The organism is Lederbergia wuyishanensis (assembly GCF_022900255.1).
Taxonomy (GTDB): domain Bacteria; phylum Bacillota; class Bacilli; order Bacillales; family Bacillaceae_C; genus Lederbergia; species Lederbergia wuyishanensis.
In genome coordinates this window covers 762924-779818 of the sequence record NZ_JALIRM010000001.1, presented here as the reverse complement: position 1 = coordinate 779818, position 16895 = coordinate 762924, and the positions used below count along the sequence as shown (strand labels likewise).

The 16895-nt window shown below is 34.9% G+C and carries 14 protein-coding genes; 11 read left to right on the top strand and 3 right to left on the bottom strand.

What is annotated here, in order from left to right; translation table 11 throughout:
- Window positions 1-491: 491 nt before the first annotated feature.
- The 3 genes from MT489_RS03790 (at window position 492) to MT489_RS03780 (ending at window position 6067) form a co-directional block, all read left to right on the top strand.
- Entirely contained in the window at window positions 492-3335 is a 2844-nt protein-coding gene (locus MT489_RS03790; RefSeq protein ID WP_244680162.1) for a 2-oxoglutarate dehydrogenase E1 component, read from the top strand.
- Between the two features lie 219 nt (window positions 3336-3554).
- Complete coding sequence (gene odhB, locus MT489_RS03785) at window positions 3555-4814, top strand: 2-oxoglutarate dehydrogenase complex dihydrolipoyllysine-residue succinyltransferase (protein ID WP_244680161.1); 1260 nt, start codon at window positions 3555-3557, stop codon at window positions 4812-4814.
- Window positions 4815-5260: 446 nt separating this feature from the next.
- On the top strand, window positions 5261-6067 hold the full coding sequence (locus MT489_RS03780; RefSeq protein ID WP_244680160.1) for a DUF2935 domain-containing protein: 807 nt from the start codon (window positions 5261-5263) through the stop codon (window positions 6065-6067).
- A 256-nt stretch (window positions 6068-6323) separates the two neighbouring features.
- Here the strand turns inward: MT489_RS03780 and sda are convergent, their stop codons facing one another.
- Both sda and MT489_RS03770 read right to left on the bottom strand, forming a co-directional pair.
- Window positions 6324-6446, bottom strand: coding sequence for a sporulation histidine kinase inhibitor Sda (sda, locus tag MT489_RS03775; RefSeq protein ID WP_244680159.1), 123 nt, complete (start codon window positions 6444-6446; stop codon window positions 6324-6326).
- Window positions 6447-6666: 220 nt separating this feature from the next.
- Window positions 6667-8151, bottom strand: coding sequence for an aldehyde dehydrogenase family protein (locus MT489_RS03770; protein WP_244680158.1), 1485 nt, complete (start codon window positions 8149-8151; stop codon window positions 6667-6669).
- 266 nt (window positions 8152-8417) lie between these two features.
- On the opposite strand from MT489_RS03770, the gene MT489_RS03765 reads away from it, so the two are divergent.
- The 3 genes from MT489_RS03765 to MT489_RS03755 all read left to right on the top strand — a co-directional run bounded on the left by MT489_RS03765 (window position 8418) and on the right by MT489_RS03755 (window position 11802).
- On the top strand, window positions 8418-8909 hold the full coding sequence (locus tag MT489_RS03765; RefSeq protein ID WP_244680157.1) for a Rok-like winged helix domain-containing protein: 492 nt from the start codon (window positions 8418-8420) through the stop codon (window positions 8907-8909).
- Window positions 8910-9003: 94 nt separating this feature from the next.
- Window positions 9004-9870, top strand: coding sequence for an ATP-binding protein (locus tag MT489_RS03760; protein WP_244680156.1), 867 nt, complete (start codon window positions 9004-9006; stop codon window positions 9868-9870).
- Window positions 9871-9888: 18 nt separating this feature from the next.
- Window positions 9889-11802, top strand: coding sequence for a vWA domain-containing protein (locus MT489_RS03755; RefSeq protein WP_244680626.1), 1914 nt, complete (start codon window positions 9889-9891; stop codon window positions 11800-11802).
- An 18-nt stretch (window positions 11803-11820) separates the two neighbouring features.
- Here MT489_RS03755 and MT489_RS03750 read toward each other — a convergent pair whose 3' ends face one another.
- On the bottom strand, window positions 11821-12537 hold the full coding sequence (locus tag MT489_RS03750; RefSeq protein WP_244680155.1) for a TPM domain-containing protein: 717 nt from the start codon (window positions 12535-12537) through the stop codon (window positions 11821-11823).
- A gap of 149 nt (window positions 12538-12686) precedes the next feature.
- Here MT489_RS03750 and moaA point away from each other — a divergent pair, with 149 nt between their 5' ends.
- From moaA to MT489_RS03730, 5 genes are all read left to right on the top strand, one after another.
- A complete protein-coding gene (moaA, locus tag MT489_RS03745; RefSeq protein WP_244680154.1) occupies window positions 12687-13691 on the top strand; it encodes a GTP 3',8-cyclase MoaA in 1005 nt (334 codons plus the stop codon).
- Window positions 13692-13702: 11 nt separating this feature from the next.
- Window positions 13703-14989, top strand: coding sequence for a molybdopterin molybdotransferase MoeA (locus MT489_RS03740; protein WP_244680153.1), 1287 nt, complete (start codon window positions 13703-13705; stop codon window positions 14987-14989).
- Window positions 14962-15465, top strand: a complete 504-nt coding sequence (mobB, locus tag MT489_RS03735) for a molybdopterin-guanine dinucleotide biosynthesis protein B (protein WP_244680152.1) — start codon at window positions 14962-14964, stop codon at window positions 15463-15465. The genes MT489_RS03740 and mobB overlap by 28 nt, the downstream gene beginning before the upstream one ends.
- A gap of 129 nt (window positions 15466-15594) precedes the next feature.
- Window positions 15595-15879 (top strand): hypothetical protein, encoded by a 285-nt coding sequence (locus MT489_RS22405; protein WP_370876354.1) that lies wholly within the window; start codon window positions 15595-15597, stop codon window positions 15877-15879.
- Entirely contained in the window at window positions 15870-16823 is a 954-nt protein-coding gene (locus MT489_RS03730; protein ID WP_370876369.1) for an MFS transporter, read from the top strand. The genes MT489_RS22405 and MT489_RS03730 overlap by 10 nt, the downstream gene beginning before the upstream one ends.
- The last annotated feature ends 72 nt before the right edge of the window (window positions 16824-16895 follow it).

The window sequence follows — 16895 nt, the reverse complement described above, 5'->3', positions numbered from 1 at the left end:
TTCTTAAGATTTTTTAAGTCTATATTATTGGATATAGACTTTTTTATATTAAGTCCTATTTTTATCGATTTAGCATCAGCCATAAGCAAATAGCAAATATCCCGTCCGTTTTAGTGTATATAAGTAATCTCTCGCCAGGCGTGGTCCAGAGTTTCTCTTTATGTTTGTACGGCAATGGACAAGGCTATTACGCTTTTCTTATACAATATATGCGAATGTAGGCTCAGTTGGGAATAGTGATTAAAAACAATAAGCAAAACCGTTGGATTTTTCAAGCAATCATAGTAAGATTGATATGGTTAAAAGGCAATAAAATCAAATCAATAATTTTCATTCGACAATAATAGCTAAAATAGGATTAAAAATCACATTTAGTCTTTATATTAAGGTTAGTCAGTGATAAAATGGAGATTGTGAGCTTTTTACGAAAATTTTATGAATAATATTTGAAAAACAAAAATTATGGTTGAAATGGTGGAGGCGTATCATTAATGAGTAAAAAGGCTTCATTTCAAGGGACACCTTGGCATAATTTTTCAGGTCCAAACCTAGGTTATGTTATTGAAGTATATGAGCAATATCTAATAGATCCAGATAGTGTTGAACCCGATTTGAAACAACTTTTTGATCAATGGGGTGCACCTATTTCGAATGCTGAAGAAGAGTCAACAATAGGGCAAGCGGATGTTTCATTCCAGCTTCCAGCAAATCCAAATTTATTTAGTAAGATTGTTGCAGCAGTTAAGCTTGCGGATAATATACGAACATACGGTCATTTAACCGCGGATATTAATCCATTGGACGATAAAGAAAAAGAAAATAGACGAATACAACTTTCAGAATACAATTTAACTGAAGAAGACCTGAAACTTGTACCGGCATCTTTCATTTCACCCAATGCACCTTCAGATTTGAAAAATGGATTAGAAGCGATTAACCATTTGAAAAAAGTATATACGAAAAAATTAGCTTTTGAATATCATCAAGTGCATGACTTGGAAGAGAAAAACTGGTTGCAGCAACAAATTGAATCAGAAAGCTTCTACCCTTCATTAACAAAAGAGGAACGAATTAATTTATTAAATCGTTTAGCGGAAGTTGAAGGATTCGAAAAGTTTCTACATAGAACATTCGTAGGCCAAAAGCGGTTTTCGATCGAGGGTGTCGACACTCTTATTCCTTTAATGGATCGAATTATTAGCTTAACGGTTAAAACTGGAACAAGAACAGTTAACATTGGCATGGCTCACCGAGGGCGTTTAAATGTTCTTGCGCATGTCTTGGAAAAACCATATAAAATGATTTTTTCAGAATTTCAACACTCTCCTAATAAAGATATGATTCCGTCAGAAGGTTCAATCGGAATTACGTATGGATGGACTGGAGATGTAAAATATCATTTAGGTGCTGACCGTAGAGTAAAACATGATAGCACAGCAAACACGAGAATAACACTTGCCAACAATCCTAGTCATCTTGAAGTTGTGGGGCCAGTTGTCGATGGTTACACTCGTGCTGCTCAAGAAAATCGTAATAAACCTGGATATCCTGAACAGGATGTAGCAAGCTGTCTTGCAATTTCGGTTCATGGAGATGCGGCTTTTCCTGGAGAAGGAATTACTCAAGAAACCTTGAACATGGGTCAATTAAATGGGTATAACACAGGTGGTACAATCCATATTATCGCAAATAATAGGATTGGATTCACGACAGAAAGTTCAGATTCACGTTCAACGAAATATGCTTCAGATATTGCTAAAGGATTTGAAATTCCAATTGTTCACGTGAATGCAGATGATCCAGAAGCAGTATTCGCAGCAGCTATTTTAGCTTATAAATACAGACAAAAGTTCAGTAAAGACTTTGTTATCGATTTAATAGGTTATAGACGCTTTGGTCATAATGAAATGGATGAGCCAATGGTTACAAACCCATTAATGTACAATATGGTTAAAAGCCATCCAACTGTGAAAGAAATTTATGCTGATCGATTGATTTCTAAAGGAATCATTACTAAAGAAGACGCAGTAAAAATCGATAATACTATTCAAGAAAAATTGCAAAAAGAATATGATGAGGTCGTTGCAAATAGGGAAGAAGACCAGGATATTGCAATGGAACCACCGGAATACATTATGAATGGCTTAACACAATATAATACAAGCGTTGAAAAAGAAGAATTAAAAACAATCAACCATGAATTATTGCAATGGCCGGATAATTTCAATGTGTTCCAAAAGCTTAGTCGTATTTTAAAAAGAAGAGAAAATATTTTTGATACAGATGGAAAAATTGAATGGGCGCATGCTGAGTCTCTAGCATTTGGTTCTATTTTAAAAGATGGTACTCCAATCCGTTTTACTGGTCAGGATTCCCAACGTGGAACATTTGCTCAGAGAAACCTTGTATTACATGATGAAAAAACAGGTGAAGAATTTATTCCTATGCATCATCTTTCTGGTGTTAATTCTTCATTTGTAGTGTACAACAGTCCTTTGACAGAGGCAGCGGTAGTTGGATTTGAATACGGATATAACGTATTTGCTCCAGAAACACTTGTTATTTGGGAAGCTCAATTTGGTGATTTTGCCAATATGGCACAAGTTTATTTTGACCAATTTATTTCATCAGGTCGTGCTAAATGGGGGCAAAAATCAGGCTTAGTTATGTTGCTTCCACACGGATACGAAGGTCAAGGTCCGGAACATTCAAGCGGAAGAGTTGAAAGATTCCTTCAAAGTGCAGCAGAAAATAACTGGACTGTTGCGAATTTATCAACATCTGCTCAGTATTTCCATTTATTAAGAAGACAGGCTGCAACACTTGGATCTGATGGAGTAAAACCACTAGTCATCATGACACCTAAGAGCCTATTAAGACACCCTCTTGCATCATCAAATGTTGATGAGCTAACAGAAGGCAGCTTCCAGCAAGTGATTGAACAAAAAGGTCTTGGACAAAATAAAGATACAATAGAACGGATTGTACTTTGTAGTGGGAAAATTGCAATTGACCTTGAAGAACATTTGAAAAACGATTCTGATATGGATTGGCTTCATATTTTACGGGTAGAACAATTATATCCATTCCCTAAAAAAGAAGTTGAAAATATCTTAACTCGTTATCCTAACTTAAAAGAACTTGTTTGGGTACAGGAAGAACCAAAAAATATGGGCGGATGGATGCATGTAGATCCGTATTTAAGGGACGTTGCTCCGAAAGGGGTAGACGTAAAATACACTGGAAGAAGAAGACGTTCTAGCCCTTCTGAAGGTGATCCAACTATTCATAAAAAAGAACAAAACCGCATTATTCAAGAAGCATTAGGAAAATAAACGAACTAAGAATAAAAGCATATTTGATTAGATTGGAATAGCTTAATTCAGCAAAATCTTCTAATGTCTGAAGAAATAATTAAAACATAGAGGAATAAAGTTTGCTGAATTAAGCTAAAGCCTATGGCTGTTTTCTCAGATTTTTACGTAAATAGGATTGATAAAAAATTTTTGACTAATTTTTGCCTAGGCGGCACTGATATTAGAGGAGGATTTAAAGTGGCTGAAATTAAAGTACCTGAATTAGCAGAATCGATTACGGAAGGTACAATCGCGCAATGGCTTAAACAACCAGGTGATCATGTTGAAAAGGGAGAATATATCGTTGAACTTGAAACTGATAAAGTCAACGTTGAAGTAATCTCTGAGGTATCAGGTATTGTTAAAGAATTGAAAGCAGCGGAAGGCGATACAGTTCAAGTAGGTGAAGTTATTGCTATTGTCGAAGCAGGTGGAGAACAACCTGCAGAAGCACAGCCTGCTGCAGCTCCAGCAAAAGCTGAAACTGTTGCTGAAGAAACACAAAATGAACAAGCACAAAAAACACAAGCCCCAGTAGAAAACGAGAAGAAAGATCGACCTATCGCTTCACCAGCTGCTCGTAAGCTTGCAAGAGAAAAAGGCATTGATTTAAGTGAGGTTCCAACAGTTGACCCGCTTGGCCGGGTTAGAAAACAAGATATTACATCTTATTCTAATCAGCCGCAACAGCCAGTTCAGCAATCAGCGCCAACACCTAAAGCTGCAGCAGCACCACCTGTTGCACAAGAAGAAGGTAAGCCTGTAGAGCGTGTTCGTTTATCAAGACGTCGTCAAACAATTGCTAAAAGACTTGTTGAAGTTCAACAGAATGCAGCAATGTTAACTACTTTCAATGAAATTGATATGACTGCTGTTATGGATTTGCGTAAACGCAAAAAAGATAAATTCTTCGAAGAAAATGATGTTCGTCTTGGATTTATGTCATTTTTCACTAAAGCAGTAGTGGCGGCATTGAAAAAATATCCAGCTGTCAATTCCGAACTGCAAGGTGACGAGCTTTTATTGAAAAAATTCTATGATATCGGTGTTGCAGTTTCGACAGACGAAGGCCTAGTAGTTCCAGTTATTCGTGATTGTGATCGCAAAAACTTCGCGGAAATCGAAGCAGATATTTTAGCAGTTGCAAAAAAAGCAAGAGATAATAAACTAGCCTTGAGTGATTTACAAGGCGGAACCTTTACAATCACAAATGGTGGAGTTTTTGGATCTTTATTATCAACTCCAATCTTAAACGGAACTCAAGTTGGTATTCTTGGTATGCATACAATTCAAACTAGACCTGTTGCAATTGATGCAGAACGTATGGAAAACCGTCCTATGATGTATGTAGCACTTTCCTATGATCATCGAGTTATTGATGGTAAAGAAGCTGTTGGATTCCTCGTTACTATTAAAAAATTATTAGAAAACCCTGAAGATCTTTTATTACAAGGTTAATAAGCAAAAAAGAGCGACTCTTTTATTAGGTCGTTCTTTTTTTTGGAGAAAAGTATTAGATTGAAAATTATTTAGAATAAGTTTTTTGCTTAAGAGTTTTCCATTAGAAGGGCTCGTTGGATAACCTCTTAAATTTAAGCGTTTTTTTTCAAATTGAGTGAAATGTTGGACAAAATATCACTCTTTTTAAAAAATTGTTTAATATGAATAATATATAAAACAAAATTTCAATTTAATCAAGGTTTTATCTAATAAAGGGAATAATGGACAAAAATCAGCAGTTTGTCGTTAAGTGGAAGATGATGGACGGCGGCGTTTCTTTTTTAGATAACCATAAAAACATTATGTAAACAAAACTACCATTTAAGTGTATTTGTATTTCATGCATAAGAAATTAAGCACATAGAATATGCTGAAATGAATGCAAATATGAGGAGGTCGTTATTTTGTCTCTTACATTAAAAGAGGTGAAGTTTGAACATGAATTTTGGTTACAAATTTTAGGGGATCATTCTAGATTTATATTGGATTCTTTAGCTCCATCTGAAACAGTTAATATTGATTTAGCTAAGAAGTTTAAGAGTACATTTGATCAATTATTGGCTAAAGCAAGAAAATTAACGAACCTTGAAGAAGGAAATAGGTTAACATCTGAAGCACAATCAGCTACATCCGAGTTAAAGGCATTTAAATTATCTTTAATTGAGAAATTATTGTTCAAAAAAATTAAATTTCATTTATCTTCATCTTTTGTTAACCATATGGTGAATGAGTTGGAGGAATATGAAAGGATACTCGGATATTTCTTGAAAAATGAATCGCCTCCTAAAACACATGAATTGCATCATCATTTATTATGGCTAAGTGATGCTGCGGGGCATGCTGGGGCTATACAGGATCAGTTAGATGCAACTGAAAAAATGTTGAAACATGAAAGCGGAGTTTTTTTAAAGGACTTTGAAGATCTCTATTTAAAAGCTGTTGAATTTGCAGGTTACCTTCGTACTCAAATGTACCAGTTCCCGGCACTTTCCCGATTAAATAATGAAGCAAAGCTAGAAATCCAAGCATTTCAAATGTTTCTAAATGAATTATTGGAACTAGAAATTTCAAAACAAGTTCTTGGTACATTTCCCGCATTAATGGCTGATCATATGTATAGAGAAGAGTGTTATTACTTAACGAAATTAGCACAATCCACAAATTCAACTCAACCCGATTGCGATCCAGCTTCTAAAAGAATTGAAAAATAGGAACAAAAGCGCAAGGCGCGCAGCCTTAGGCGACAAGCAAATGTTCTGAGAAGCAAAAAGTCCGCTTTTTGACTTTTAAGCTTCGCGGGTTTTTGACCTCGAGCCGATGGCTCCTGGAGCTAGGCTGAAATTATATTAAAAAAAGATGTCCACAACTTTTAATATTTATAATTTCCTAAGCAGTAAAAAAGCGTGCTCCAAAAGGGCACGCATACTCTTAATCTTAAAGTTTCATAGAGAATTGACTAAAAATCTATTATGGTTTTAAACCACGTTTTTTCATTTCCGATTTTAATAACCTTATCCATTCACTCTCGTGCTCATTCTTTTTAGCGTCTCGATAGGCAGCGACTAGCAGCTCGTTACTCATGATTTTCATGCCAGCAAAAAAACCTCCTCGTGAATTTGGATTATTCTCTATATACCATTAATTGTACTCTTTATCTAACAAAAAAGAAAGCGATAACAATAAAAAAGAAGAAATACAGTAATTTTATAAACTGTATTTCTTCTAAACTGTGTCTAAGCAAGCATGAATCTATTGACAAACTTTCGGCCTCTGTTTGGGTAAGCAAACACAGAAACTGACGTTTCTATTCTTAATTCATTGAAATCCAAATACTCTTTACTTCTGTATAATTTTCCAGAGCGTATGACCCCATTTCACGGCCGATTCCCGATTGCTTGTACCCGCCAAATGGGGAAGCCGCATCAAAGACATTATAACAATTGACCCATATGGTACCTGCGCGTAGTCGGTTTGCGATATAGTGTGCGTTAGCTACATCGCGTGTCCAAACACCTGCTGCTAGTCCGTAATCGCTATTGTTTGCTCGTTTGATAACTTCATCTAAATCCTCATATGGAAGGGCAGCAATGACAGGACCAAATATTTCTTCTTTTGCGATAGTCATTTCATCATTAACATCTGCGAAAATGGTCGGCTTTACAAAAAATCCTTCTTCGCTCGGCTTTTGTCCCCCTGTTAACAATTCAGCACCTTCATTTATTCCTTTTTCTATATAATTTAAAACTCGATTTTGTTGTTCGGACGATACAAGAGGTCCCATTTGAGTATTAACATCTAGTCCTGCTCCTTGTCTAATGTTTTGAGCATGGGACGTCATATCAGCTACTACATTGTCAAAATGTTTTTTCTGGATAAAAACACGTGAACCAGCACAGCAGACTTGCCCTTGATTAAACATAACTCCGTTTAATGCACCTGGAATAGCTTTAGTTAGATCTGCATCTGGCAAGATAATATTTGGTGATTTTCCACCAAGTTCTAGCGTAACCCTCTTTAGAGTAGATGAGGCTCTTTGCATAATTAGTTTTCCAACCTCTGTAGAGCCAGTAAAGGCAATTTTATCAACTTGAGGGTGATCAACTAATACTTGTCCAGCGCTTTCTCCGAATCCAGGAATAATATTGACAACTCCATCAGGAAAGCCTACTTCATCAATTAATTCAGCTAAATATAATGCTGAAAGTGGTGTTTGTTCTGCAGGTTTCAGTACGACTGTACAGCCAGTCGCAAGTGCAGCGCCAAGTTTCCACATCGCCATTAAAAGGGGGAAATTCCATGGAATTATTTGACCGACTACTCCTACAGCTTCATGACGTGTGTAATTGAAATAAGGGCCAGCTACAGGGATTGTTTGCCCCGTAATTTTCGTTGCCCAACCAGCATAATACCTCATATGATCAATAGCAAGTGGAATATCTGCATTTGTTGTTTCTTGAATTGGTTTACCGTTATCGAGCGTTTCCAATTGTGCCAGTGCTTCTTTATTTTCTTCCATTAAGTCAGCAAGTTTATACATTAGGCGACTTCGCTCTGAAGCACTCATTCTTGACCAAGGACCATTATCAAAAGCATTTCTCGCTGCCATGACAGCACGGTTAACATCATCTTGTTCGGCTTCATATAAAGTGGCTAAAGTTTCTCCAGTGGCGGGATTTGGTGTTTCAAACGTTTTGCGGGATGAGCTTTCTACGAAATTGCCGTTAATATACAACTTTTTCGTCCCTTGTAAAAACTTTTGCACTTTTTCGTTTACTTCCACAGTCAATTGGCTCATTGAATACCTCCTAAAATTTATTAAATTTTGTAGAGAGATTCTTGATAGACGGCTACCAAACTCTATTCTAGTAGTATTTAATAATAAATACAACTAATATTTTCAGATAATTATAAACATTATTTTATGTTTTTATGTAAAACTCGACAACTTCCTACTTTTTCGATAAAAAAATAGTTTATTTATACTCTTTACTATTATCACTTGTGTAAACTATAATTAAAAATATATATTCAATTTAGAAAGTTTCGTGAGGGGGCGGGGAAATGTTCAATGAAAGACACGCTTTAAAAATGAGATTGGAACAAATGAAAGATGCAGAAGAACAATTACTTTCTAAATTTCAATTAGAAAGAGATGCAATTTTTAATAGACTCAGAGAGTTAGATTCTATGTCAGATATTGGTACGTCAACTACTGATAAAGTTCATTTTATAGAATCTATAACAATGGATGCGCCTTCAAACATCATAGAAACTGCTCCCAAAGCTAGAAAAGGCCGCCCTTCTAGAAGAAGTAAAACGACTAAAATGAGAGAATCGGCGATCACAATATTAAAAGAGCAAGATGCACCTATTAGAGGAACGGTTCTACAGAAAGAAATTGAAGAAAGAACTGGTTTTAGGATTGCAAATATGACTACATTCATGAATACTATAAAAAAATCAGATGATAATATTGCGAAATTAGGAAGAGGTTTGTACTATTATCAAAAGACTACTCTAAATAATAAAAATGAGACAAGAAGTCTAGGATGATATGGATAACATCTGGAAACTAAAAGCTTGCTGAACTGCAAGCTTTTTTATATGTTTAATTATGTGGAGTTTAGATTAGAAAGGAAACATCATTATGAACATACCAAAAGAAATACAAAATTTAATTGACGAAAGACGTTTAGCTTTTTCTAATTCTGACGAAAAAATAAATTTCAACGGTGGATTTATATCAGCAAATGATTATATTTTTACAGATGCAGTCATTGCATTATCTTTAGGTAAAAATGTACTTTTAAAAGGTCCGACTGGGTCAGGAAAAACAAAACTTGCCGAAACACTTTCCAATATTTTTAATCAGCCGATGCATAGTATCAATTGCTCGGTTGATATGGATGCCGAAGCTTTACTCGGTTTTAAAACAATAGAACAGAAAAATGGTCAAAATTTGATTGAATTTGTGCCGGGTCCTGTAATAAAAGCTATGAAAACAGGTCATTTATTATATATAGATGAAATTAATATGGCAAAACCTGAAACTTTACCTATTTTAAACAGTGTATTGGACTATCGGCGAATGGTCTTTAATCCATTTACTGGTTCCGTTGTAAGGGCCCAAACTCATTTTGGAGTCATTGCAGCTATAAATGAAGGATATATTGGTACAGTGCCTTTAAACGAAGCATTAAAAAATCGATTTGTTGTAATAGAAGTACCTTATGTTCAAGGAGACATTCTCAAGGAAGTACTTTCCAATGAAAGTATATTAAAAGATAAAGGAATGATTGAGAAATTCGTTATTTTATCAGACGATCTCATCACTCAAGTACGAAACGGTCAAATTCCAGAAGAAGCTGCTTCCATTAGAGCATTAATTGATACATGTGACTTAGCCTCCTTCATGCCACCACTGCGAGCTATTCAAAGAGGAATCGCAGATAAATTAGAAGATGAAAGGGAAAAAGCTGCTGTTATGAATATTGCACAAACCTTATTTGTATAGGTGGGGACAATTGTGAACATGTATCGTTTTATTAATTTTAATGATGAGAAAATAGATTCTTTACTATTAATGGAATTAGCAGATTTGACTAAAACCTTGGCAAAAGACGAGGAGTACAAAACTGAGTTTCGAGTGCATTCATATATTAATAAAGTAGAAAAACAAATTTATGTTAGTCATTTTTGGAATCATCGACCTGAAATGGATATGAAGGCAGGTATGAAGAGTGATGTATTTTTAAGAGCTTATGGAAATATATACTTTACTGATGATCAAGAAGTTAATAAATATGGAAATTGGTGTGAGACAAGAAAAATTCCACGCTTTGCAAAACAGCTTTTTGCTCTGGCTGAAGATGTAAGAATCGAGGAACAGTGTAAAAAATCTCGTCCTGGGATGGGTCAAGAATTTCGAGTTAGACGAAATATATACAATAATTACTTCGAAACTCAATTGAAAGTAAACAGAGAACGGAGTAATTTTCTTGATGCAATCTTTAGTCTTGTTTATTTGATTATGAATAGCGATACGCCATTTTTCAGCTTACCTGAACTTCATGAAAATGTGGATTCAATTATGCCGTTAATGAAAAATAAGGTTGAACTTTTTTTTGATGCTTCATCCACTGCGGAGGTTGCTGAAATTTGCCGGTCGATTGTTGAAATCTTAGAAAACAACACAAATCGTGATATGATTAACGATTATTTTCATTTATACATTCCACCAATAGAAAAGCAAGATATGCTATTTAATGATTTGTTAAGAAAAGATCCGCTTGTGAATGATGATAAGTCAGATGAAGAAAATAGTGGGAAAGAAGAAATATATGAAGAAGAATTAAAAACATGGCATCGCGAAACGGAAAAGCCTGGTGATTCATTTCTTCAGTTTGATTTAAATCAAGGCACAAAAACAGATATGTTAACTAATGATGCTAGAGAAGGGGAAGCAGGAGACCAAGCACTCGCCATCATACAAGGAGCTACTAAAAAAACAACAAATAAGGATTTTTCATCTCTAGAAGCAATCGAAAAGAAAGATTCAGTACTCAGCAGTTCAAAAGCACCTTATGGTATCGAAAATAAACATGCAGAAGCGATTTTTATAACTAAGCTGCCGCCTCAAAGTGAACACATATCTAACTACCATTTATTAAAAAATAATGTTCAGCTTTATCAAAAAAGATTAAAAAAATCGATAGATCTTACATTAGAGCATAAAAAGATTTTGCCACGTTCTGATTTGCAATTTGGTAAATTAAATAGAAAACTAATCAGATTTTTTACAGAGGAACAGCCTAGAATTTTTCATAAAAGAATGGATGAGTCGAAGGATATCGATGCCGCATTTAGTCTACTTATTGATTGTTCTGCATCAATGGAAGATAAAATGGCTGAAACGAAAAAAGGAATCATTCTTTTTCATGAGGCACTGAAATCTGTTAAAGTTCCTCATGAAATTATAGGCTTTTGGGAAGATGCAAATGAAGCTTCAGCAAATAAACAACCTAACTATTTTAAAAGGGTAATTGATTTTACAACATCTTTAATGGGGCAATCAGGACCGGAAATCATGCAGCTTGAGCCTAAAGAAGATAATCGTGATGGTTTTGCGATAAGAATTATAAGTGAGGGATTATTGAAGAGACTTGAAAAGCAAAAGTTTTTAATCGTATTTTCAGATGGAGAACCTGCTGCTTTTGGTTATAACCAAAATGGTATAATGGACACCCATGCGGCAGTTACAGAGGCAAGGAAAAAGGGAATTGAGGTATTTAATATACTACTTTCGCAATATGGAGTAGGGGATGAACAAAGAAAGGTATTCCAAAATATTTATGGTCCGTATAGTTTAGTTGCTCAAACGGTATCAGAGTTACCTGATTTATTGCTGCCATTATTGAAAAAACTGCTTTTAAAGTCAATTATATAAGGCTGTCACAACGACAGCCTATATCTTTGAACGAATCTTACGAGTTAGCCTCCATATAGCACGAATAATTACAGCAACTATCTTTAGTATAGTTATTACAATCGCACTTTTTAAAAATCGATAATCTAAATAAATTATGCCAAGAATAATAAAAATATAGATAATCAAAAACAAGCGACTTTTTTCTTCACCGTATCCATATTCAAAGCTTTCTGTCTTCACTTGTTTATCTACTCCATATTCGCTAGCAACTTCATTAAATAGCTTTTTATATGTATTGGAGATAGCTTGTGATAGCTCACCATCTTCTAAGTATGGCAATGCATGGGTTTCTATTATTTTTCCTATATTATCTTCACGTAACGTATCTTGTAAATCAGATCCAACTTCTATATAAATTTTACGTTCATTTAATGCAAACAATATAAGGACACCAATATTTTCTATTCCACTATCTAATTCATACGCATTAACAGCTTCTTTTGCATATTCTTCCACTGAAATATTTTCAAGTGATTCGACGGTTAAAACTACGATTCCAACTTCTGTTTCCTTTTCTAAATACTCACCAAGTTTAATTAGTTCATTTTTTTGCTCTGTTGTTATAATATTCGCAAAGTCCTGTACATAAATATCTCCCACTGGTTCAGGAACTGTTGCAGCATATGAATGATAACTTGTAAGAAATGTTGCTGTAAAAACGAATATGATAAAAAGGAGATGCGCTTTTTTCATCAATCCCCATCCCTTCAAAAACAATATGTTTATTTTATAATATTTGGCGATTATTGTCACTTGCACTTAAAAATCGCATTATTAGTGATAAAACAATGGTGATGTTACAATGAATAAATGAGAGTTCAGATAGGAGTTGTTCAGTAGGAATGATAAAAGACAAACTAAAACGTCCACTGCATGATCTCAGAATATCTGTTACGGATAGATGTAATTTTCGTTGCCAGTACTGTATGCCTGCAGAAATATTCGGTCCGGATTTCAAGTTTTTAACTCAAGATGAAATATTGTCATTTGAAGAGATTGAACGATTATCACGTATTTTTAGTAAGCTAGGTGTTAAGAAATTAAGAATTACGGGTGGCGAACCTTTAATGCGAAAAAATGTCGCTTCCTTAATTACCATGCTCAATCAAATTGAAGGAATTGAAGATATTGGGTTAACGACCAATGGAGTACTACTACAAAAACAATCACAACCGTTATATGATGCCGGATTACGGAGATTGAATATTAGTTTAGATGCTTTAGATAATCAAATTTTTCAAAAGATGAATGGAAGAGGAGTTAAATCTGAAATTGTATTAAAAGGAATTGAAACCGCATTAAAGACTGGCTTTTCTATTAAGGTCAATATGGTCGTACAAAAAGGAGTAAATGATTCCCAAATCATCCCTATGGCGAAGCACTTTAAAGAGATGGGAGTTACCTTAAGATTCATTGAATTTATGGACGTTGGGAACACAAATGGATGGAATTGGGATCAAGTTGTTACTAAAAAAGAAATCTACGATAGTCTATCCAAACATTTTAAATTAGAACCCGTAGATTCTAATTATTATGGAGAAGTAGCGAAACGTTATAAATATGAAAATAGTGAAACAGAAATAGGATTTATTACATCTGTTTCTGAATCTTTTTGTTCAACATGTACAAGAGCAAGGATATCAGCAAATGGGAATTTTTATACTTGTTTGTTTTCTTCAAAAGGACATGATTTAAAGACGATTGTACGAAGCAATCACGATGACGAGCAAATACTCAAAATAATAAGTGATATATGGGAAAAAAGGGATGATCGTTATTCGGATGAAAGGGTTATAGGTTCCCTCTCGTCAACGAAAAAAATAGAAATGTCGTATATCGGAGGATAAGGAGGCGTACAATGCTTGAACGAAGAAAACCAATTTGGGTAAAAGAAGCAATTGACTATGTTATGCAATTAAAAAAACACGGAGATACCGAGATTGTTTCTATAGATGATTGTGATGGGAGATTTTTAGCAGAGCCATTAGTTGCCGACCACGATGTACCTCCATTTGATCGCTCTCCTTATGATGGATTTGCGTTACGAGCAATTGATACGAAGAAAGCTTCAGGAAAAACTCCATTAACTTTTAAAGTAATTGATGAGATTGGAGCTGGACAGGTAAGCCCATTTGAGGTTGGATGTATGGAAGCAATACGAATTATGACAGGTGCACAAATTCCACAAGGTGCTGATTGTGTTATCATGCTAGAATTAACGCAAGAAGAACAGCGAAGTGAAGGGACGTTTATCGCGATTAAACGTTCCTTAAATAAGGGGGACAATATATCCTATCAGGGGGAGGATACAAAAAAAGGGAATCTACTAATCAATAAAGGAGTAGCTATTAATCCAGGAATAAAAGCTTTACTTGCTACATTTGGGTACAGCAATGTAAAAGTGTCTAAAAGACCAGTCATAGGAATTATTGCAACCGGCTCCGAACTTTTAAATCCAGATGAAAATTTAGTGCCAGGGAAAATCCGAAATAGTAATGGGTATATGATAGAATCCCAAATTTTAAGAGCCGGTGCTAAATTTAAACGATACGGTTCAATATCGGATAATTTGGACAGCCTATTTGAAACAATAATGATTGCATTAAACGAGTGTGATATTTTGATCACAACTGGTGGCGTTTCAGTAGGTGATTTTGATTATTTGCCAGAAATTTATCGTAAACTCGGTGCGAATTTATTATTTAATAAAATCGCTATGCGCCCTGGTAGTGTAACGAGTTGTGCAGAAAAAGATGGAAAGTTTTTATTTGGACTGTCGGGAAATCCTTCTGCATGCTATATCGGGTTTGAATTGTTTGTACGCCCTTACATACGTTACTGGCTTCGTTCGGAGCAACCATTTTTACGTTTTATTCGTGGTACTTTAAAGAAAGATTTTCTAAAAGCAAATCCATTCAGCCGATTTGTTCGTGGAAAGATAGTTTACGAAAATGGTATGGTATTTGCAGAACCTGTAGGTTTAGATAAATCAGGGGTTGTAACATCACTTGCTTGGGCAGACTGTTTAATAATTCTTCCAGGAGGTACAAGAGGATACAAGAAAGGTGATCAAGTTGAACTATTAATTCTTGATGATCAACTAGGATGTGACAAACCATGGGTGGAAGCAAAGTTTTCCAAATAGTAGGATACCAAAATAGCGGAAAAACTACCTTAATGGAAAAGTTAATAAAAACAGGAAATGAAAGAGGACTGAAAGTTGGCTCAATCAAGCACCATGGGCATGGTGGCTCTCTCGATCATCACATGATAAATAAGGATTCAAAACGTCATCTACGTTCAGGTTCACTCGTTTCAACTGTAGCAGGGGAAGACACTTTACTTATTGAAGCAACTAATAATGAGTGGAAACTTGAAGAAATTATTGGAATATATAATGGTTTTGATTTAGATGTAATACTAGTTGAAGGTTATAAATATTCCACTTATCCTAAAGTTGTATTAATTAAAAATGAAGAAGATCTTTCATTACTGGAGCAACTTACAAATATTAGAGCAGTGGTTAGTTGGTTCCCACTAGAATCCAGTTATCGTATTTTTTCAAATACTCAATTGGAAAACTTTATTGATTTCTTTTACGAAAGTATTTTAATTAATTAGCCATCTTTTAAACAGCAGAAACAATTTTCCTATCTAGTAAAATATTGATGAATATTATTAAATAGAATGGTATTGTATAATAACATACATACCATTTTTTTGTTTTTACCTAGAAAGAGAGATGTGAATATGAGTACAGCAAAGGCAACTAACGCACCAAAAGCAATGCCGCAAATGGCGACAGTTTATGGAGTTTTATTTGCGATAAGTGGCGGACACCTTTTTAATGACGCTATTCAATCAGTAGTACCTGCAATGAATCCAATTTTTGAAAAAACATTAAACTTGTCATATGCACAAATTGGTTGGATTGCATTTGTTTTAAATATGACATCTTCTGTTATGCAGCCTGTTTTTGGTTACTTTTGGACAGGAAGCCCTTTCCATTCCTTTTGCCTTTTGGAATGTTTTTAAGTATGTTGGGTTTAATCGGCTTTGGATTATCACCAAACTTCTATGTAATATTAGCTTCCGTATTCTTTATCGGTTTAGGATCAGCTGTATTTCATCCAGAGGGTTCCAGGGTCTCTTATATGGCTGCGGGAACGCGAAGAGGATTGGCTCAATCTATTTATCAGGTCGGGGGGAATTTTGGTCAATCATTAGCTCCAATTTTTACGGCTTTTATTTTTGTCCGTTTAGGCCAAAAAGGGGCGCTCGGATTTACACTAGTAGCGTTAATGGGAATATTGCTGCTTTTATACGTATCAAAATGGTATAAATCTCAACTTGAGGTAGAAGCATTTAAGCCTATTAAACGAGAAAAAGGAACAAATGGAACTCCGATTCACCCGAAAATAAAAGCGGCAATAGCTCTTTTAGTCTTTTTAGTTATAGCACGTTCATGGTATTCAGCGGGTATAGGAAACTTTTATCAATTTTACTTAATAAAAGATTATGGACTTTCTATAGAACAAGCGCAATTATATGTGTTTATTTTTATGTTTGCAGGTGTGCTTGGCACTTTTTTAGGTGGACCACTTGCTGACAGATTCGGAATGCGTAACATTATTTTTCTTTCAATGGCTGGAGCCGCACCCCTTACGCTTATTTTGCCTTATGTGTCACTTGGTTGGGTAATACCTTTGTTTTTCCTTATCGGTTTTATCATTACATCAAGCTTTAGTGTAACAGTAGTCTATGCACAAGAATTAGTCCCTCAGAAAATCGGTATGGTTTCAGGATTGATAGTGGGATTTGCTTTCGGAATGGGAGCTGTAGGAGCTGTGTTTTTTGGAACATTAGCTGATATTTTTAGCATTAAATTTATCATGATTATTTGTAGCTTTTTACCAATAATTGGTGTTCTAACATGGTTATTACCGAGTGATAAAAAAGTAAGAGAATATAATTCTTAAAAAAAGCTGTCCTAATGACAGCTTTTCCCATTTCTATTGGTCAAAAACCTGCGTGAAAAAGTAAAAAAATGA